Below are 19,513 nucleotides of genomic sequence, written 5' to 3' on the forward strand. Positions count from 1 at the left end.
TTTTTATTTATTGTATAATTCTAAAAAAGAATGTTCTACTTCTATATCACTGTCATCATATCCTTTATTTATATCTTCTCCTGTATAAATATACTTCTTTATAAATACCTTGTCACCATTACTATTCATAACACCATATGCATTGATACATTTATAATTATCCTTACTGAATTTATATATAAATTCTACACTATAATCTTCTTTTAATTGAGCTAAATATGCCTCTTGATTATATTTAACTGTAAATAAATTATTTTTCCCTAAAGTATAAACATCTTGAATATCTTTTTCTAATATATTTAACTCACCTGAAGTATAATCATATACAGCATAAACGTATCCTGTATTTTCACTATCTTCTAATGTTAATATAAATTTTTTATCTGATAATTGCATAATCTCTACTACTCCGTTATTATACAACTTATATCCTTGTAAATTTAAAACTTTATAATCTTCAAACTCTATATTATTACCATCTAAAATTACTTTCTTAACTTTACCACTATAAGTAATTGCCATAATAGAATTAATACCTTCATCATAATATAAAGAAATCACTCTTTCATTATCACTATTACTTATATCTATATTATTACTATTAACAATTCTAGCTTCATTTTTATAGTACATTTTTTCATGCTCTATATCTAAAATTATTATTTGTTGATTTATACCACTATTAAAATCTTCTTTTAAACTTATATCATATTTATTTAATGAGATAACATAATATTTTTGACTATTACTTAATTTTCTGCCTTCTTTATAGTATCCATCCTTATAATTTTTGATTAACTCATTAAAGCCATCTAACCTTATAGTTATATCATTTAAATTGTCTCTATAATAAAACTCTCTTTCATCACCTTGCTTTTCAGTATCATACTCTTGAGTAATTCCTTCTGCTCCAGAAAAGATAGTATCATTAAATTTTCCCCCTGATATAAGATATTTTTCATCTTCTATAAACTTTCCCTCTTCATTTATAATTACTTCTTCAAGATTGTACTCTTTATCTTCATGTACAACCTTAAATCCAATAACTTTATCATCTACATAATTAAAAGCTGTAAAGTTTCCATTTAAGTCTACTGGCATTTCCGTTATTTCAAAATTTTGAACTTCGTGCTGTTGTGCTAAAGTGTTTTCATCTAAAATAATACTATCCTTACATCCAACACTAACCATACTACTTATAAGTAACATTGCAATTAAAACTTTTTTCATAAATAAAAAAACCTCCACATATTATTTAATTATATAATACATGGAAGTTTTTACATAGTATTCTTTAATTGTTACAAAGTTCTTAACTATTTTCCTAATGCTTTTTCTAATTCATCATAACACGCTAAAGTTTCATCATTACTTTTACTATTAAAGAAAATATAAGTATTATTTTTCAGCTTAATACTTATACAATTTGGATTTTCAAAATAAACATATAACTTAGATTGTCCATAATCATTAATACTAAAATTACCAAGGTTATATGTTGATGCCCCTACTCCATTAGTTCTTATTCCAGAAGGTAATTTATTAATCATCGATATTTCCTCAATATCATCTATATTAAATTCTGTTCCATATGTCGGTGCATTTATTTTTACTATATTATTATTTATATTTAAAGTAAACTTTGTATGATCAAATCTCATCAAATTAAAAGTAACACCTATTACAATTATTCCAGCAAATATTAAACTACCATAATAAATTCTTCTTCCTTTTTTAGTACCTAAATTATATGTTATTCCATAGCCAGTCCTATCTTCAACAGTTACACTTCTATCATTAGGATTATTGTATACCCCTTTGCTCCAAAACTCATCATTATCAGTATAAATAGGATTTGTACAAGTATTTAATATCTTTCCTTGTTCTTCTCTTATCTTATTATTTATATAAACTATACCAATAAGAATAATACTTGAAGGTATTATTACTGATAAGAGAAATAACATAGCGCTATTAATATTATTTAAAAATATAATAAACATAAATAACATTCCTAAACTTTGAACTGTAGCTGCAATTATAGTTCCCATAGTCCAAGTTCTTTTAAAAATTTTATTATATGCTATATTAGCACTTGTATCTTCACTTATAACTTCTGTTTTTCCTTTAGAATATAATCTATACATAATTAAAAAAATTATATTTCCTATTAATGCATTACTTGCTGCAATTCCAAAAGAAACTCCATACTCTTTAATATTATTAAATACAATTACTATTGGAATTAAAGAAATTATAAAGCTTGGAATAAACCAAAGAACAGATACTGGCATCTTATCCTTTAAACGAGTAACTTCTGTATCAATTGTTATTAACCTTTTACTTGGTAATAACCAATTATTTTCTCTTTTTAAATCCATAAGCTTCTTATTGTATTTCATGAATAAACGTCTACTAACTTCATAGAATACACCTATCCATAAAAACAAATATAATATTTGATTTGAATTAAACTTAAAGAAAAATGAGGGAATAAATGCAATAATAGCTATTATATATAAAATTATATTTTCCCTCTTAAATTTATTTGTTATATCTAATACTTTTTCATTTTTAAGCTCTAAAAAAGGAATAGTTACTCCTATTAAAATATTCTTATTCCCTTTAATCATATATTTACAATTAAAATACATTGCTAATACAAATACTATAGATACACTTCCCCATATAATATTAAATACTCCCATATCTACCCCTCATTCCATCCTATATTTAACCCATTCATATTCTTATAAATATCTTCACACATTTTCATAAATTCTTTATATTCAATTCCCCTAAGACCTGACTCTGCAATAATTAACTCTAATTCATTTTCAAGTTTTTCTTTAAATTCTCTATTCATATCTATATCTGTACTAACCTTAGCTCCATGTCTTCTGTCTATTTCTATATATCCTTCATTTTTTAATATTCCATATGCTTTATTTACAGTCATATTATTCACACCTATATCTTCTGCCATTTGTCTAACTGTAGGAAGTCCTTCTCCCTTTTTAAGTTCTCCTCTTCCAATTCCCATTACAATTTCATTTCTAAGCTGAACATAAATTGGAATATTGCTTGTCATATCTAAATTTATTAACATAATACTAAACTCCTTTGTATACTTTGTATTATATATTGTAATACAAAGTATACAAACAATCAATATAATTCCATATTTACTTTTAATTTCTGTATATTATAAAACAACATAAAAGGGGACGTATCAAAACTATCATGTGCAAAATAGAATTTTGATACATCCCCATTTTTCTTTATATACTACTACTTTATATTTATAGTAGTTTCATATTTCTCACCTAAAATACCTTGATTTAAATTATCTTCTAATTTTAAATAGAAATATTTATTATCTGAATTTTTTATATTATTATCTACTATTACTATAGAAATTGATTTTTCTTTTTCACCTTCATTAAACTTCAAAGTTCCTGACCATGGTTGATAATCAACTCCATTTATAGCTGTTCCAGAAACTGTTGTATAATCTAACTCTAATTTAGAATTCATATCACCAGTTCTTTTAACTTTTACTATAATATTTTTTTCACTTTTATTAACATCATAATATTTCTCTTCAAACTCTATTTTATTATCTATATCCTGATCTCTAAGTTCCATATATTTAGGTTGCTTAAATACTCCTATGTTATTTATAAGAGGTATATCTAATGACTTTAAAAAGTTTATTTTAATCTTATTTGTTTTTATTGGTTTTACTCTTATAAGCCTTTTATATCCTATTGTCTTACCTTGAAAAATCTCTTTATACTCTCCATTTATAAATGCTTCAACATTAAATTCTGAAACTCTTTGTCCTAACTCTATAAATTCTTGTATTGAAATAACATCAAAAACTTTATCTTGTTCAAACTCTATTTCAACCCACCTATTGCCATCTTCTATTTGTGGCACCCAGTAACTATTATTTTTCCCATCTATAGTATTAGTAACTGAGAACTCTTTATCTTCATTTAAAACACTACTTGAATTTATTTTACAATTTTCCACCAAATTTTCTTTAAAAATGTCTCTTATTGCTTGTCCAAATTCTTTTAACCTATTTACATCATTATCATGAAGTAATCCATCCTTATTAGGTGGAAGATTTAATAAAAGCACTGAATTTCTTCCTACAGAATTGAAATATATATCCATTAATTTTTCTAATGATTTTACTTCTAAATCTTCTGATTCATGATAAAACCAACCTGGTCTTATTGATACATCACACTCTCCAATTACCCAGTCTGGACCATTTTCTTCACCTGTATTTAAATATTTTTGATCTACTGAAACATTCATTTTTTTTATGTCAATTGTTGACCAGCATGGATCTCCTGCGTATCCTTGTTCATTACCTATCCATCTAATATCTGGTCCGCAAGGACTAAATATTATACAATTTTTATAATAACTTTTTATTAAATTAAACCACTCTTGAAAATTATAATCTTGTTCTACATTAGATCCCTTTGCACCATCCATCCAAACTTCAGAAATTTCACCATAATTACTTAAAAGTTCTCTAAGCTGATTTAAGTAATATTCATTATAAGCTTCACCTTGTCCATATAGATTTGAATTTTGATCCCATGGTGAAAGATATATGGCAAATTTTACTCCGTATTTTTTGCATGAATTACTCATCTCTAATACAACATCACCTTGGCCATTCTTCCAAGGACTTTTAGCAACACTGTGATTTGTATATTTACTATTCCAAAGACAAAATCCATCATGATGCTTCGCTGTTAATATAACTCTTTTAAAACCAGCTTCTTTTAATGATTTTATCCATTGATCAGTATTTAAATTTTTAGGGTTGAATTCTTCTGGATTTTCTTCTCCATTTCCCCACTCTACATCCATAAAAGTATTAATACCGAAATGAATAAATGCACTTAGTTCCTCCATTTGATACTCTATTTGATACTTACTAGGAGTGGCTCCTATACTTTTAATTAATTCATTTTTCATATTCACACCAAATTATCCTTACATATATTATTAAAAACGTTTTCTCATTTTAATTGTAATATATATCCTTATATCTCTTAACTTGACTTTTTATATTTTTAATGGATAATTTCACACTTTTTTATTAAATCACTAATAAAAAACACCTATTAAACAAACTTTTTTTGCCTAATAGGTGTATAATTTATATTATTTTTTTAGAACTAATCCCTTACTTCTAATACAAGTACATTCTCTTTCCTCTTCTGTATGTAAGCATTGGTATTTAATCTTCTTTGGTGCTTCTATTTCTACTTGCTTTTTATCTTTTACATCTTTTGTATCCATTTTATATTCTCCTTTTATATAAATACTAGTAAATTTTTCTTTACTTATTTTCTTTTCATTATATAATAATTATTATTATATAATAATACATTATATAATACTTTTTTATTTAAGTACATATAATAAATTTACTAAATTATATAAAGGAGAAAACAAATGATAAGCGTAATTGGATTAATACTTTCTTTATCTCTTATAATGTATTTAGCATATAAGGGATATTCAACTATAATTACAGCTCCTATTGTAGGGCTATTAACTCTTTTAATCTCACTTGGACTTAATAGTCACTTAATGGCTAACTATACAGAAGTTTATATGAGTGGCTTTGCTGGCTTTGTTAAAAATTATTTTCCATTATTTTTAACAGGCGCTATTTTCGCTAAACTAATAGATGAAGTAGGATATGGAAAGTCTATAGCTTTATTTATTACAAATAAACTAGGGAAAGATAAGGCTATTCTTGCAATTGTTTTATCTGGAGCTCTTTTAACATATGGTGGTGTTTCCTTATTTGTTGTTGCCTTTATTTTATATCCATTAGCTAATATTTTATTTAAAGAAGCTGATATACCTAAAAGGTTAATACCAGGTACTATTGCTCTAGGTGCATTTACATTTACAATGACAGCTATGCCTGGATCACCTGAAATTCAAAATGTTATACCAATGAGTTATTTTGGTACAGATACATTTGCTGCACCAGTAATTGGTATAAGCGCAAGTATTATTATGTTTACCTTAGGTATGATCTGGCTTACAAAAAGAGCTAACAAGGCAAGAGTTAATGGGGAAGGCTATGGAAATCATGCTGTGAATAATCAAATTTCACCTAATGAAAATTTACCAAATATAGTTTTATCTATTATACCTATACTAATAATATTTATAACTAACTTCATATTATCAAAATTCTATTTCCCTAGTACTGACGGCAGTTATTTAAATCAATTTGGAATTACACTTGATAAAGTTTCTGGAACATGGAGCGTAATAATAGCCATAGTAATTTCAATAATATATATTATATTACTAAATTATAAAAAACTAAAAAATTTAAATAATACCCTTACTGATGGAGTTAAGAATTCATTTCTTCCATTATTGAATTCTAGCGCTATAGTTGGATATGGTAGTATAATAAAAGCCTTACCTATCTTTGCTACAATTCAAACTAGTATTATGAATATTTCTTCAAACCCAATAATTTCAGAAGCTATTTCAGTAAATGTAATTTGTGGTCTTACTGCTTCTGCTTCTGGTGGATTAGGAATAACTTTATCTGCACTTGCTCCAACTTTTGTTGAAATGAGTCAAAAACTATCTATTTCCCCGGAAATACTTCATAGAATTGCCTCTTTATCATCTGGAGGATTAGATACTTTACCTCATAATGGAGCTGTTATAACAACTTTAGCTATCTGTGGCTTAACCCATAAGGAAAGTTATAAAGATATATTTGCAACATCTGTTGTTATTCCAATTTTAACTACAATAATTATAGTAGTAATAGTTTCACTTAAATTTGCTTTTTAATAAAAAAAGAATTATTAAAACATATAAACTTTAATTTATATATGTCTAATAATTCTTTTTATATTTAATAATTAAAATTATTTTATTATTATATCTATTTCTTTATTAATATTAAATGAACTTGATATTTTTATTTTTGCATCACTATTTTTGAACTCTCCTAATGTTTTAACCCAAAAAGCTATACTTCCTCCAATCAAAGAAATATTATTTGGACCAATAACGCTGATATCACCATCACACTCAACATGTATTGAACCTGTAGCATATGGAAGTATATTTCCTTCTATATCAACAACCTTTATAACAACTCTTGTTGCATCATATTCATTTCCTTTAAGTTCTTTATCATCAATAGTAGTTATTAAATCACTTACTATAGGATTTTCACAGAATTTTCTTCTTATAACCTCTTTACCATCAATATATCCTACAAACTCTGCTCCAGACCATGATGCTCCCCATTCTCCACCATTACCAGTAACCTTTATTGGTGGATATTTTAGATTTTTTAAATTCTCTTCTATAGTAGTTTCATTTCTAGTAAACATACCTACACTGCTTCCATTAAACTTTAATTCTATCTCATCACAATTTGTACATACGTATATTGGAAATACTATCCCGATATTTCTCTCTCCTCTTGTCCAATAAGTTAAAGGTTCAAGTACAGGCTCTTCCTCTCTGTCATTTTGGCTTTTATATATAGCAGCAGCCATTTTTGGTATTCTAAACATATCCATTACACCATGATAGCAAATCCTATCACCAGAACCAAAATCATAATGAGTATTATAGTCAAATGCACACCATCCAATAGCTCCAAGATACTCATCTGAACTTCTAGCCTTGCTCATAACCCTTCCATGTCTTAATGTATGTTCAACTAATCTTTCTTCTTGATCAAACTTTTTAGTAGGGTACATATGACCACAAAATTCTGTAACTAAATATGGTACTTCTTTTTCTAATCCTGTCACAGTTTCTCTACTTCTTAATACTTCCTCTTCTCCACAATGTATAAAGTCATTCATAGTATATATATCTTCTAATAAATTACTTTTTTCAACACATCTTATCCCACATGTATTTCTTGTGTCATCTAATGATTTTGCAATATTATTTGTTAATTTATATAAAGCATCATCATCCCATGATTCATTTATCCTTACTCCCCATGAAATTATTGATGGATGATTATAATCCCTTAAAATCATTCCTTCAACATCTTTTAGAACTTGCTCTCTCCAATCATTTCTACTACTTACAAACTGCCATCCCGGAATCTCTTCCAAAACTAATAATCCTATCTCATCACATCTATTTAAAAAGTAAGGTGATTGTGGATAATGTGATGTTCTAACTAAATTTAATGCTAACTCATCCTTTAATATGTCAACATCCTTTTCTTGAACTCTTTTAGGCATTGCATATCCAACATAAGGATATGATTGATGTCTATTTAATCCAAATATTTTTACTTTTTCTTTATTTATAAATAATCCATTGCTTTCTATAGATACTTCTCTAAATCCTAATGAAATATTATTTTCATCTATTATATCTTTATCCTTTATTAATTTACAATTAGCAGTATATATATTTGGATTTTCTATTGACCATAAATCTACTTCTCCAATATCAAAGGATTCTATTTCATACCATTTTTCTCCTTCTATTAAATCAATAGATATACTTTTAGTTATATTGTTTACACAAAAATTCAACTGGTAATTTCCACTACTTAACTCATTATTAACTAATACCTTTGGAGTTACTTTTATCTTACCTTTTCCATCATTAATATCAGTAACTTCATATTTATATAATATATTTTTTATAAAACATTTGTTTAAATAATATAAAAATACATCCCTATATATTCCCCCAAATGTTAAATAATCTACTACTGATCCAAATGGTGGAATATCTTCTCTTTCAGTAGAATCTACTTCTACTAATACTTCATTTTCTTCTTTAAAATCTACATAATTTGTTATTTCAATAAAATGTGGAATGTACCCACCTTTATATTCTCCTATTTCCTCTCCATTTATATATAACTTAAAAGCAGTCATAACACCTTCAAAATTTAAAAATACTCTTTTATTTTCATCAGCTTCTATATTAAGATTCTTTTTATAATATGAAATAAATTGATATGATTTTTCATCAAAATAATTATAAGGTACTTCCTTATTGGCATGTGGTAAATTTACAGTTATAAAATCCTTATCTTTACCTTCACTATATAACCACTTATTATTAATTATAATTTTGTTTTTTGAAATCATATTAAAACTCCCCTTTTATATTTATATATTCATAGAATAATGATAACAAGTATCTATTTAATTTTATATTGTATTTTTTCTATATAATGATTACAAATTTAATATTTTTTACCTATAAAAATATTTTTAATTTTATAATCATATTATTTCAACAAAAAAATCTCTATTTATTAATAAGTTTAATTTATTAATAAATAGAGATTAATATTTTTAATTGTTTATCCCTTTACAGCACCTGCTGCAATACCTTCAATAATATGCTTTTGACACACTAAATAAAATACTATTATTGGTATAATTGCAAGGACTAATACAGCCATCATAGCTCCCATATCTACGGCACCATATCCACCACGTAAATATTGTACAGCCATTGGTAATGTTCTATAATCTGATCCTAATACTAATGTAGGAAGTAAATAGTCATTCCATATCCACATTACATTTAAAATAGATATTGTAATTGCTATTGGTTTTAATAAAGGTAATACTATTAAGAAAAATGTTTGAATTGGATTGCATCCATCAATCATAGCAGCTTCTTCAATATCTATAGGAATTGATTTTACAAATCCACTGAACATAAATACTGATAGTCCAGCTCCAAAACCAAGATATATTATTATAATTCCAAAAGGATTATCTAAGCTTAACATATTAGCTATTTTACTCATAGTAAACATAACCATTTGGAAAGGTACTATCATAGAAAATACAAATAAGTAATATAAGAAACTTGTAAGTTTTGATTTTACCCTTGTAATATACCAGGCTGTCATTGATGTAAATAAAACAATTACAGCTGTTGAAAATACTGTTATAAATACTGACCATCCAAATGCAGAAATAAAACCTGTTTTCTCTATACCATTTATATAGTTATCTATTCCAGAAAAAGTAGTTGCATTTGGTAAAGCAAAAGGAGTTCTACTTATATATAATTTACCTTTAAATGAATTGTATAGTACTATAAATATTGGTGCTAAAAATAATATTGATAAAACAAATAAAATAACATAAAGTAATCCATTATTTTTCTTTTTAGGGACATACTTTAACTCCATATCTTTCTTAGTATTTAATTTTGCTTCCATTAATTTTCAACCTCCTTCTTTCTAGTAATACTTAATTGAAGTAACATTATTACTGCTACTATTAAGAAGAATATTACTGCCTTTGCTTGTCCTACACCTTCTGATCCAACCTTATTATAGAAGGTCTTATAAATATCTAAAGCAAGCATTGCTGTCTTTCCTCCAGGTGCTCCATCAGTTAATGCTAAGTTTTGATCAAATAATTTAAAAGCATTAGACATAGTTAAGAAAAGACAAATTGTTATTGAAGGCATCACTAGTGGAATAGTAATTTTTCTTAAAGTCATCCATTTTGAAGCTCCATCAATTTTAGCACTTTCCATTAATTCTCCAGGTATATTTTGAATACCAGCAATATATATTATCATCATATATCCAATTTGTTGCCAGTTAAGTAATATAACTAATCCCCAAAATCCGTACTTAGGATCAACAGTTAAATTAACACCAAAATAATTTAAAATTCCATTTAAAATTATTAACCATATATATCCTAGTACTATACCACCAATTAAATTTGGCATAAAAAATACTGTTCTAAATACATTAGTCCCCTTTAATTTTCTTGTTAAAAGATATGCTAATGCAAATGCACATACATTAACGGTTATAACAGAAACAATAACAAATTTAGTTGTAAATATTAAAGCATTCATAAATTCTGGAGTTGCAAATACCTTCTTATAATTATCTAATCCAACAAATGTAGCATTTGTAACAGTTGTAAATTTAGTAAAGGATAAATAAATCCCCATTATAAATGGTGCTAAAAATGCTATTGCAAAAGCTATTAATGTAGGTAATGCAAATAGCCAAAAATATTTCTTCATACTCTTTTGCATATTATCTTCCCCCTCTATAAAAATATATTTATATTATGTTAGTAAATATTAAAACTTTTATGTTCTTATTTAACCCTTTTAATGATAAGGGCAGCACATATTTATATGCTGCCCTTATTTAATATTATTGAGCCTTTTCAGACTTCCAAGAATCTTTTACAGTTTGTACAACATAATCCCAATCTTGAGTACCTTGTACATATTCAAGTAAAGCACCTGCAAAAGTATCTTTAAAGTTTTGACTTGGGAATGCTTGGAATGTCCATTTAACTGTTTCTAAGTTATCTTTTTCCATCCAGTTAATAACTTCTTTTGATAATGGATCAGCAGGTTTTTCCTTATCACTAAATGTATCAAATGGAGCAATAAATCCTAAATCACCTGTAACATAACCTTTTCCTGTATCACTTGTAAATAACCAGTTTATAAAATCAATTGAAGCTTGTTGCTTTTCTTCAGAAACTTGACTATTAATAGCTAAATAGTTTTCAGTACCAATACAAAGTCCTTGATTTTCTTCTCCATCCATACCTGTATATATTGGTAAGAATTTAATATTTTCCTCTTTAACAGTATTACCATCTATACCATTGATTTGTGACCAAGCCCAGTTACCATTTTGAACCATAGCACAATCACCTAAAGCAAATTCAGCCATTGAATCATCAACACTCTTATTTCCTAAAACACCTTTTTCTGAAACTGAATTGTTTGTATATAAGTCATAAATATTCTTGAAGTTTTCATTATATTTAAAATCAATTGTATCTGAATCTAAACCTGCTTGAAGAATATCTCCATTTTCTCCAGCTTTATCTTTAAATTCATAATATAATGGTAAGTTTGCTAAGTGAGTTTCCCATCTCCAAGCATTTCCTGCTGCCATTGAAGTAGATGCAAATACACCTTCAATTTCAAGCTTATCTTTATTTGCTTCCATATCTTCTGTAACTGCTTTTAATGTAGCAAAATTATTTATATCTTCCATAGATTTTACATCAGTAGCTTTGTTTTCTAAAGCAAAATATTTTTGCATTATTTCATCATTGTATATGATTCCATATCCTTCAACGGCATAAGGTATACCATATACACCATCACCACTTGTAACTGCTAAGCTTTTATCAAGCAAGTGTCCATAAAGCTCTGTATCTTTTAAATCTAAGCAATAATCCTTCCAAGATTGATATCCTACTGGTCCATTAATTTGGAATATAGTTGGTGCATCCTTCTTTGCTATTTCAGATTTTAATGTTTGCTCATAAGTACCACTTGCAGCTGTTTCAACTTTTACTTTAACCCCTGTTTCTTCTTCATAATCCTCTGCTATTTTCTTATAAACATCTGCAATTTCTGGTTTAAAGTTTAAAAAATAAATTTCTTGTGTATCAGATGTTTCTGTTTTATTACTAGTAGAATCACCTGTAGCATCATCAGTTTTCTCCTTACTTCCGCATCCTACAAATGCACTTGCTACTAATGTTGTTGTAATAGCAATAGCTAATAGTTTTTTAATCTTCATAAATTTCCCTCTCCCTTAAAATAATTACTTTCATATATAAAATTTATTTATATAACAATTTAATCTCCGGAATGGTTACTGGAACCGTTTCCTTTTTGGTGTAAAAAAATGTTTAAAATTACATTTATTTACTTTATAGCTTTATTTTATATTATACTAAAAATAAATTCAATAAAATTATTTATTTTTTTCATTTTTTACTTTTTCTGTATAAATTAATTTTAATTTAACAATTTTTCTCCCCTCCCCTTATGAAACCGTTAACAGTTTTTCCATTAAATCACTCAATAAAAATAAGAAAGCCGTAACTTCTCTTCAACAGCTTCCTTATTTTACTTATTATTTATACTTTAATTACTCTTTCTATATTAATATTTTCTTCAAATAATTTAGCTAACTCATTATATTGATTTAACTTATAAGCTCTATAATCTAATATTTCATTTTCTATAATTTTTAATCCCTTAGCTTCTCTTATATCATTTATAAATTTCAATAAAAAATCTTCTTTGTCAAAAATCCCATGTAAATATGTTCCTAAAACATTTTTCTCTTTATTATAAGCACCTAATACTTCATTATTTTCACCATTTATAAAAACTAAAGTATCATCTTTAACATTTGTAACTCCATTATGTATTTCATATCCTGTGACTTCAACTCCAATACAAGATTTAAATATACTACAAGCCCCTTGAATAACACCTTTTACTTGCTTTGTTCTTTTTTCATCATTAAAAATAGTCTCAATATCAAGAAATTGGAATCCATTTTCAGAAGTAACTTCCCCTTCAATTCCTTTTAAATCGCAAATATCTTTACCTAACATTTGATATCCACCACAGATGCCAAAAATAATTGTACCATTCTCTTCCAGTGATTTTATTTTATCAAAAATTCCATTTTGTTTTATATATCTTAAATCATTTATAGTATTTTTTGTTCCTGGTATTATAACTAAATCTGGGTTATCTATATCTTCTACATTATCAACATATCTTACAGTAACATCTTTTAATCTTTCTAAATTATTAAAATCAGTAAAATTAGACATATGAGGTAACCTTATTATCACAATATCTAATCCAATTATATTTTTATTTTTTATTCTTTCTGTTACACTATCTTCATCTTCTATATCTAATTCAAAATAAGGTAATACTCCAAGTACAGGTACTTTTATTATATCTTCTAATTGTTTCATTGCATCTTTGAAATAATCTATATTACCTCTAAACTTATTTATTATAACACCTTTAACTCTTTTTCTTTCATCTTCACTTAAAAGCATTAAAGTACCTAAAACTGATGCAAATACTCCACCTCTATCAATATCTGCTACTAATATTACATCTGCATCTGCTGCCTTTGCCATTGACATATTAGCTATATCTGTTTCTCTTAAATTTATTTCAGCACAACTACCTGAACCTTCTAAAATCATAACATCATAATCTTTTGAAAATATATCAAATGTTTCTTTAACTATTTTTTTTAATTCTTTATTTAATTCTTTATATTTATAAGCATCCATTGTACAATGAACTTTTCCATTTACAATAACTTGTGTTTTATTATTTCCACTTGGCTTTAACAATACAGGATTCATATATGCCATAGGTTTAATTTCACAAGCTTCCGCTTGTACTACTTGTGCTCTTCCCATTTCTAATCCGTCTTCAGTTACATATGAATTTAATGAAATATTCATAGCCTTAAATGGTGCTACTTTAAATCCCTTATTTTTATAATATCTACATAATGCCGTTGCTACTGTGCTTTTTCCAACTCCTGAAGCCGTTCCTAAAACCATAATCTTATTCATATTCTTTTTCCTTTACATCTAAAAAACCATGAGTTTCATTTTTTACTATATTTAAATGTTCAAATTTAATAGGATATTTAAATAATGGTCCATCATAAACAAAGGTATGATATTCTCCATTTTCTCCACAAGGATCCGAACCTGTTGCTTTTATATCCTTAACTAAATCCTTCGTTAATACTTTTCCTAAAAATCCTTCTCCCATACATTCAAGCTTTACATTTTTTATTACTGTTTTGAATCCAGAATCAATAAACTCATAAACTAACTCTTCCCTATCTTCTTGCCATAATGGAAAAATAGCTTCTATATTAGCTTCTTTACATCTATCTGTACACCAAGCTCTATGAGCTTCTAAATCTATATCTCCAAATACACAAGAATCAATTCCTAAAGCTTCTTTTGCTTTTTTTAATGCTTCACTAAATTTATATTCATAATCATTGCCATCAGTTTCAACTAATATTAAAGGAATATTTAATGATTTTGATACCTCTTTTATTAAATTTTCAGTAACTCCATGAAACCAAGATCTATTTTCCTTTTTATTTACTGTTATAAGCAACCCTAATGGAGTATTTCCGTTTTTTATCATTCTATATAATGCTAATGTACTATCTTTACCACAACTATATGACATTATAAAACTATTCATATAAAACATCCTTTCTTTAATATTGCAAAATATCTAATATAAATAGTAGATTATTAAATTCTATTATTTATATTAGATATTTATATTATTACATATAAGCTTTCATTCATTATTATAATTCTATTACACGCTATTTCCATTTTTCTAAAACTTCAAGCATAAATCCCTTTACATCAACTCCATAAACTTCTTTTAAATTATTTTCACTTAATACCTCTTTGGGTGTACCGTAGCTAACTATTTCTCCATGATTCATCATTACTACTTTTTCTCCAAAAGCCTGAACTAAATTTAAATCATGTAATACTGCAACAACAATTTTATTATTTTCTTTAGTCCATTTATTTAAATAATCTAATATTTCTATTTGACATTTCAAGTCTAAATGATTAGTAGGCTCATCTAATAAAATCACATCTGGATTCTGTGCAAATGCTCTAGCTAAATACACTCTTTGTAATTGCCCTCCTGATAATTCACTTATTAATTTATCTTTTATATCTAATAATCCTACATTTTCTATACTATTAAGTATTATTTCTTCATCTCTTTTATTTATCTTTGAAAATACACCCCTTAAATGAGCATATCTTCCTAATGAAACTGTCTCATAAACTGTATATGGAAAATAAATATTACTTGCTTGAGTCATTAATGCAATATTCTTTGCTAAATCTTTTCTATTTAATCTATTTATTTCTTTAGAATCTAATATTATACTTCCCTTATAATCTAAAAGATTAGCTATAGATTTTAAAAGTGTACTCTTCCCACATCCATTAGGCCCAACTATACAAAGATTATTACCACGTTCAATATTAAAGCTTACCCCTTTAACAATTTCCTTATTATCATAACCACATCTAACACCTTTTAATTCTAGCATTAAACTATCACCTACTTTGACTTTTTAAAATATATATAAGCAAAAAATGGTCCACCAATTAATGCTGTTATTGCTCCTACTGGTAACTCTGATGGTGCTACTATTGTTCTTGCAATTAAGTCAGTAATTATCATCATACATCCACCTAATACTACTGACATAGGTATAACATAAGCATGTTTAGACCCAAATATTTTTCTAACAACATGTGGTGCAATCAAATCTATAAATCCTATTGTTCCACTAAGCGCAACTGCACTTCCTGTAAGTACCGCTACAAATAAAAACAGTTTGCTTTTAACTTTATTTGTATCTACTCCAATAGTTTTTGCTTGATCTTCTCCAAAGGTTAAAACATCCATTTCTTTAAAATAAAATGAAACACCTAAAATTCCTACAATAAAAAATGGAATTCCAGCTTTAACATAACTCCATCCCCTCATAGAAAATGATCCCATAGACCACATAGTTATACTCTCCATTTTATCTGATGCTAATGCTGATATTGTAGTTAATGTAGCACTAAAAAATAATGATAATACCATACCAGCTAAAATAATAGTTGTGTTAGAGAGTCCTCTATCTACTTTTTCAGCAAATTTTAATACTATTATCATAGTAATTAAACTACAAAGAAAACCAACTACCGGCATAGTTAATCTCCCTAAAAACGGTACTGATACTCCTGTAACAATTATAAGTCCAACACCTAAAGATGCTCCTGAAGACAATCCTAATGTATATGGTGAAGCTAATTGATTTTTTAATACCGATTGTACTATTGCTCCACTAGCAGCTAATGATCCACCTACCATGAAAGCTAATAAAACTCTTGGTAGTCTTAGATTCCAAATAATAGTTACCTGCTTCGGATCAATTCCGTCTAATAATGGGACACTAAAAAATTTATTAGCTAGTATAGAAAAAGTGTCAAATATGCTAATATTGGAACTTCCTAAGGAAGTTCCAATACATACTGTTAATAATACTAGTGGAATTGATAGTATTAATAATATTTTATTTTTATAAGCCTTTGTATTCATCTGGATAAACAGCTTTAGCCATTTCTTTTAAAGCCTTAATAATATTTTGAGATGCTCTTGAAGATGAATTTTTATCTATTTGATAAACATCTCCATTTTTTACAGCAGTTATTGTGTCCCAACCTTCTCTGCTTACTATATCTTCAACAGCAGTTAACCCTGCTTCATTTATACCTGGTTTATTAGCTAATATAACATCTGGATTTGCATCTATTACAGCCTCTGGAGTTACAGTTATCCATGAATTTTCTTCTCTAAATATATTAGTAGCTCCTATAGTTTCTATCATTTCATTTAAGAAAGTTTCATTTCCAAATGTATATAATCCTGAACCTGCCCCTATTTCAAAATAAACATTTTTTTTGTCTTGAATTGCATCACCTATAGCTTTTATAGCATCAACTTCTTTTTTCATTGAATTTACTAACTCTTTACCTTCTTTTTCTGTATCAGTTAAACTTGCTATAAATTCTATATCTCCATATATACCATCAATACTATAACTACTTGGAATATATGCAACTGGAATTCCAGCTTCTTTTATTAAAGCAAATGGGTCTTCATCTCCAGCTTTATTATGACCTGATGCTATTACTATATCAGGATTTAAAGCTATTATAGCTTCTGCATCTGGATTTCTAAAATCTATTTTTGGTAAGTCTTCACTTACACCTTCAACATCAGCTGAATATTTATCTACAGCAACTAACTTATCTGCTAACCCTAATCCTACTAATACTTCTGTATTAGATGGTGCAGTAGAAATTATTGTATTAATTTCTGCTGGTACATTAAACTCATTTCCTTCTCTATCTTGCATTGTTGTAGGCTTATTTGAACATCCTACAAAAATCATCATAGCCATTACAAAAGTAGCTATTAATAATAAAACCTTTTTTGTCTTTTGCATTATTATTCCTCCTAAATTTACATCTTAGAGTGGTGTTTCTTTAGCTAGTACCCTAAATTTTAATATATCTAACTAAAAAAGAGTGCTTTCATTTATGAGAGCACTCTAAAATACAAAATAAACTTGAATTAATGCAAAATATAATTTTAAGTTAAAGTAACTATATTAAAGCAAATAAAACATTACCTAATTTGCCAATATATAATTCCACTTTTATAGTTACTTTTTATTTTGCAATATCTTTTTTACTCGTATCTATTATCTCACCCTCAGAAGATAATATTTTCATCATAGTAGGCAGGTCTCCCGGCTTTACTTCATCCTACTCTTCAAGCCTTCCCATATATATTTATACAGTGGCAATTTAAATGAATTTCGTCAGTATTACGGTTACTGGGGTAGCTTAGGATTTCAACCTAATTCCCTATTAAGATTAAAAACACCTATTATGGCTTAAATTTCATAATGATTATATATTCATGTAAATTATTTGTCAAATAAAATATTTTTTAACTCCCTAATTAATTCGTTATTCTCTTCTCTATTTCTTACTGCAACTCTGTAAAAACTACTATTTAAACCAATATAATTATCACAACTTCTAATTAAAATTTTCTTTCTTAATAGTTCATATTTTAAATCTATATTTTTTAATATCTTAAGCATTATAAAGTTTACACTTGGCTCAAAAACTTTTATAAAGCTTATTTCCTTTAAAGCACTATATAGATATTCTTTCTCATCATTTACATATTCTATACTATTTTCTATATAATCTTTTTCTTTTAATCCTTGTATTATTCCTTCAGTCGCCATTATATTTACAGTCCATGGAACCATTACTTTATTTATCTTATGAATAATATTTTTGTTAGAACATATTCCATACCCTATTCTTGCTCCTGGCATTGCAAAGAATTTAGTTAATGATTTTACAATTATCAAATTATTATATTGGTTTAATAATTCTTTACTTGAATAATTAATATTATCTTTAACAAAATCTAAGAATGATTCATCTATTACAACTATAGTATTAGTCTCTAAAGATTTTCTTAATACTTTTTCGATAAACTCTTTATCTGTTAAGGCTCCTGTTGGATTATTAGGGTTACAAATAAAAGTTATATCTATATTTTCATTTATTGACTCAATAAATTTATTATTTAATATAAAGTCCTCATCTTCTTTTAAATGAAAATATTCTATATCTCCCCCAATACTTAAAATTGCCTCTTCATACTCTGAAAATGTTGGGGCTGGTAATAATGCCTTTTTAGGATTTAAAGCTCTTACTATATTAAATATAACTTCAGCAGCCCCATTACCTAAAATAATATTATTACTACTTATACTTTCAAATTCTCCAATAGAATTTTTCAAATTAAAATAAGTTATATCTGGATACTTAATTACCTTGTCTATTGCCTTTATCATACTACTTTTAATATTTTCGTTTAATCCTAAAGGATTTATATTAGCAGAAAAATCTATTATTTCTATTGGTTCATATTTATATTTTCTTGCTATTTCATCTATATTTCCACCATGAACTGCCAAAACCATTCCTCC

General features: G+C 26.7%; 16 protein-coding genes and 1 riboswitch. Of the genes, 1 reads left to right on the forward strand and 15 read right to left on the reverse strand.

Going from position 1 to position 19,513, the window contains the following annotated elements; all coding sequences use genetic code 11:
- Window positions 1–3 precede the first annotated feature (3 nt).
- From I4V51_RS06180 to I4V51_RS06200, 5 genes are all read right to left on the reverse strand, one after another.
- Entirely contained in the window at window positions 4–1,230 is a 1,227-nt protein-coding gene (locus I4V51_RS06180) for a hypothetical protein (RefSeq protein ID WP_195987451.1), read from the reverse strand.
- 86 nt (window positions 1,231–1,316) lie between these two features.
- Window positions 1,317–2,708 (reverse strand): PH domain-containing protein, encoded by a 1,392-nt coding sequence (locus tag I4V51_RS06185; RefSeq protein ID WP_195987452.1) that lies wholly within the window; start codon window positions 2,706–2,708, stop codon window positions 1,317–1,319.
- Window positions 2,709–2,710: 2 nt separating this feature from the next.
- Complete coding sequence (locus I4V51_RS06190; RefSeq protein WP_195987453.1) at window positions 2,711–3,109, reverse strand: GntR family transcriptional regulator; 399 nt, start codon at window positions 3,107–3,109, stop codon at window positions 2,711–2,713.
- Between the two features lie 182 nt (window positions 3,110–3,291).
- Window positions 3,292–5,007: an alpha-L-fucosidase gene (locus I4V51_RS06195; RefSeq protein ID WP_195987454.1), complete on the reverse strand. Its 1,716-nt coding sequence runs from the start codon at window positions 5,005–5,007 to the stop codon at window positions 3,292–3,294.
- Between the two features lie 189 nt (window positions 5,008–5,196).
- The gene (locus I4V51_RS06200; RefSeq protein WP_195987455.1) at window positions 5,197–5,334 is read right to left on the reverse strand and encodes a hypothetical protein; all 138 of its coding nucleotides are present in this window, start codon (window positions 5,332–5,334) and stop codon (window positions 5,197–5,199) included.
- 156 nt (window positions 5,335–5,490) lie between these two features.
- Between I4V51_RS06200 and I4V51_RS06205 the strand changes: the two genes are divergently transcribed.
- Window positions 5,491–6,870 (forward strand): GntP family permease, encoded by a 1,380-nt coding sequence (locus tag I4V51_RS06205; RefSeq protein ID WP_195987456.1) that lies wholly within the window; start codon window positions 5,491–5,493, stop codon window positions 6,868–6,870.
- Between the two features lie 77 nt (window positions 6,871–6,947).
- Here I4V51_RS06205 and I4V51_RS06210 read toward each other — a convergent pair whose 3' ends face one another.
- The 10 genes from I4V51_RS06210 to cobD form a co-directional block, all read right to left on the reverse strand.
- Entirely contained in the window at window positions 6,948–9,164 is a 2,217-nt protein-coding gene (locus I4V51_RS06210; protein WP_195987457.1) for a glycoside hydrolase family 2 TIM barrel-domain containing protein, read from the reverse strand.
- A 218-nt stretch (window positions 9,165–9,382) separates the two neighbouring features.
- Entirely contained in the window at window positions 9,383–10,258 is an 876-nt protein-coding gene (locus I4V51_RS06215; RefSeq protein WP_195987458.1) for a carbohydrate ABC transporter permease, read from the reverse strand.
- Entirely contained in the window at window positions 10,258–11,100 is an 843-nt protein-coding gene (locus tag I4V51_RS06220; protein ID WP_195987459.1) for a sugar ABC transporter permease, read from the reverse strand. The genes I4V51_RS06215 and I4V51_RS06220 overlap by 1 nt, the downstream gene beginning before the upstream one ends.
- Before the next feature lie 124 nt (window positions 11,101–11,224).
- Window positions 11,225–12,622: an ABC transporter substrate-binding protein gene (locus I4V51_RS06225; RefSeq protein WP_195987460.1), complete on the reverse strand. Its 1,398-nt coding sequence runs from the start codon at window positions 12,620–12,622 to the stop codon at window positions 11,225–11,227.
- 343 nt (window positions 12,623–12,965) lie between these two features.
- Window positions 12,966–14,447 carry a cobyric acid synthase gene (locus tag I4V51_RS06230; protein ID WP_195987461.1) on the reverse strand — a complete coding sequence of 494 codons (1,482 nt, stop codon included), beginning with the start codon at window positions 14,445–14,447 and terminating at the stop codon, window positions 12,966–12,968.
- A complete protein-coding gene (locus I4V51_RS06235; RefSeq protein WP_195987462.1) occupies window positions 14,440–15,102 on the reverse strand; it encodes a diphthine--ammonia ligase in 663 nt (220 codons plus the stop codon). Before I4V51_RS06235 ends, I4V51_RS06230 begins: the two co-directional genes overlap by 8 nt.
- Window positions 15,103–15,232: 130 nt before the next feature.
- On the reverse strand, window positions 15,233–15,988 hold the full coding sequence (locus I4V51_RS06240) for an ABC transporter ATP-binding protein (RefSeq protein WP_195987463.1): 756 nt from the start codon (window positions 15,986–15,988) through the stop codon (window positions 15,233–15,235).
- An 11-nt stretch (window positions 15,989–15,999) separates the two neighbouring features.
- Entirely contained in the window at window positions 16,000–17,031 is a 1,032-nt protein-coding gene (locus tag I4V51_RS06245; protein WP_195987464.1) for an iron ABC transporter permease, read from the reverse strand.
- Entirely contained in the window at window positions 17,012–17,941 is a 930-nt protein-coding gene (locus I4V51_RS06250) for an ABC transporter substrate-binding protein (RefSeq protein ID WP_195987465.1), read from the reverse strand. The genes I4V51_RS06245 and I4V51_RS06250 overlap by 20 nt, the downstream gene beginning before the upstream one ends.
- 278 nt (window positions 17,942–18,219) lie before the next feature.
- A riboswitch (cobalamin riboswitch) is annotated at window positions 18,220–18,403 on the reverse strand.
- A 24-nt stretch (window positions 18,404–18,427) separates the two neighbouring features.
- The gene (cobD, locus tag I4V51_RS06255) at window positions 18,428–19,507 is read right to left on the reverse strand and encodes a threonine-phosphate decarboxylase CobD (protein WP_195987466.1); all 1,080 of its coding nucleotides are present in this window, start codon (window positions 19,505–19,507) and stop codon (window positions 18,428–18,430) included.
- Window positions 19,508–19,513: the final 6 nt, after the last annotated feature.

Source organism: Clostridium sp. D53t1_180928_C8 (assembly GCF_015667795.1).
GTDB lineage: Bacteria > Bacillota > Clostridia > Clostridiales > Clostridiaceae > Clostridium.

What these genes read in the sequence shown, in the direction of transcription:
- I4V51_RS06180 (WP_195987451.1), bottom strand. Translation starts at nt 1,230, where the DNA reads ATGAAAAAAGTTTTAATTGCAATGTTACTTATAAGTAGTATGGTTAGT.
- I4V51_RS06185 (WP_195987452.1), bottom strand. Translation starts at nt 2,708, where the DNA reads ATGGGAGTATTTAATATTATATGGGGAAGTGTATCTATAGTATTTGTA.
- I4V51_RS06190 (WP_195987453.1), bottom strand. Translation starts at nt 3,109, where the DNA reads ATGTTAATAAATTTAGATATGACAAGCAATATTCCAATTTATGTTCAG.
- I4V51_RS06195 (WP_195987454.1), bottom strand. Translation starts at nt 5,007, where the DNA reads ATGAAAAATGAATTAATTAAAAGTATAGGAGCCACTCCTAGTAAGTAT.
- I4V51_RS06200 (WP_195987455.1), bottom strand. Translation starts at nt 5,334, where the DNA reads ATGGATACAAAAGATGTAAAAGATAAAAAGCAAGTAGAAATAGAAGCA.
- I4V51_RS06205 (WP_195987456.1), top strand. Translation starts at nt 5,491, where the DNA reads ATGATAAGCGTAATTGGATTAATACTTTCTTTATCTCTTATAATGTAT.
- I4V51_RS06210 (WP_195987457.1), bottom strand. Translation starts at nt 9,164, where the DNA reads ATGATTTCAAAAAACAAAATTATAATTAATAATAAGTGGTTATATAGT.
- I4V51_RS06215 (WP_195987458.1), bottom strand. Translation starts at nt 10,258, where the DNA reads ATGGAAGCAAAATTAAATACTAAGAAAGATATGGAGTTAAAGTATGTC.
- I4V51_RS06220 (WP_195987459.1), bottom strand. Translation starts at nt 11,100, where the DNA reads ATGCAAAAGAGTATGAAGAAATATTTTTGGCTATTTGCATTACCTACA.
- I4V51_RS06225 (WP_195987460.1), bottom strand. Translation starts at nt 12,622, where the DNA reads ATGAAGATTAAAAAACTATTAGCTATTGCTATTACAACAACATTAGTA.
- I4V51_RS06230 (WP_195987461.1), bottom strand. Translation starts at nt 14,447, where the DNA reads ATGAATAAGATTATGGTTTTAGGAACGGCTTCAGGAGTTGGAAAAAGC.
- I4V51_RS06235 (WP_195987462.1), bottom strand. Translation starts at nt 15,102, where the DNA reads ATGAATAGTTTTATAATGTCATATAGTTGTGGTAAAGATAGTACATTA.
- I4V51_RS06240 (WP_195987463.1), bottom strand. Translation starts at nt 15,988, where the DNA reads ATGCTAGAATTAAAAGGTGTTAGATGTGGTTATGATAATAAGGAAATT.
- I4V51_RS06245 (WP_195987464.1), bottom strand. Translation starts at nt 17,031, where the DNA reads ATGAATACAAAGGCTTATAAAAATAAAATATTATTAATACTATCAATT.
- I4V51_RS06250 (WP_195987465.1), bottom strand. Translation starts at nt 17,941, where the DNA reads ATGCAAAAGACAAAAAAGGTTTTATTATTAATAGCTACTTTTGTAATG.
- cobD (WP_195987466.1), bottom strand. Translation starts at nt 19,507, where the DNA reads ATGGTTTTGGCAGTTCATGGTGGAAATATAGATGAAATAGCAAGAAAA.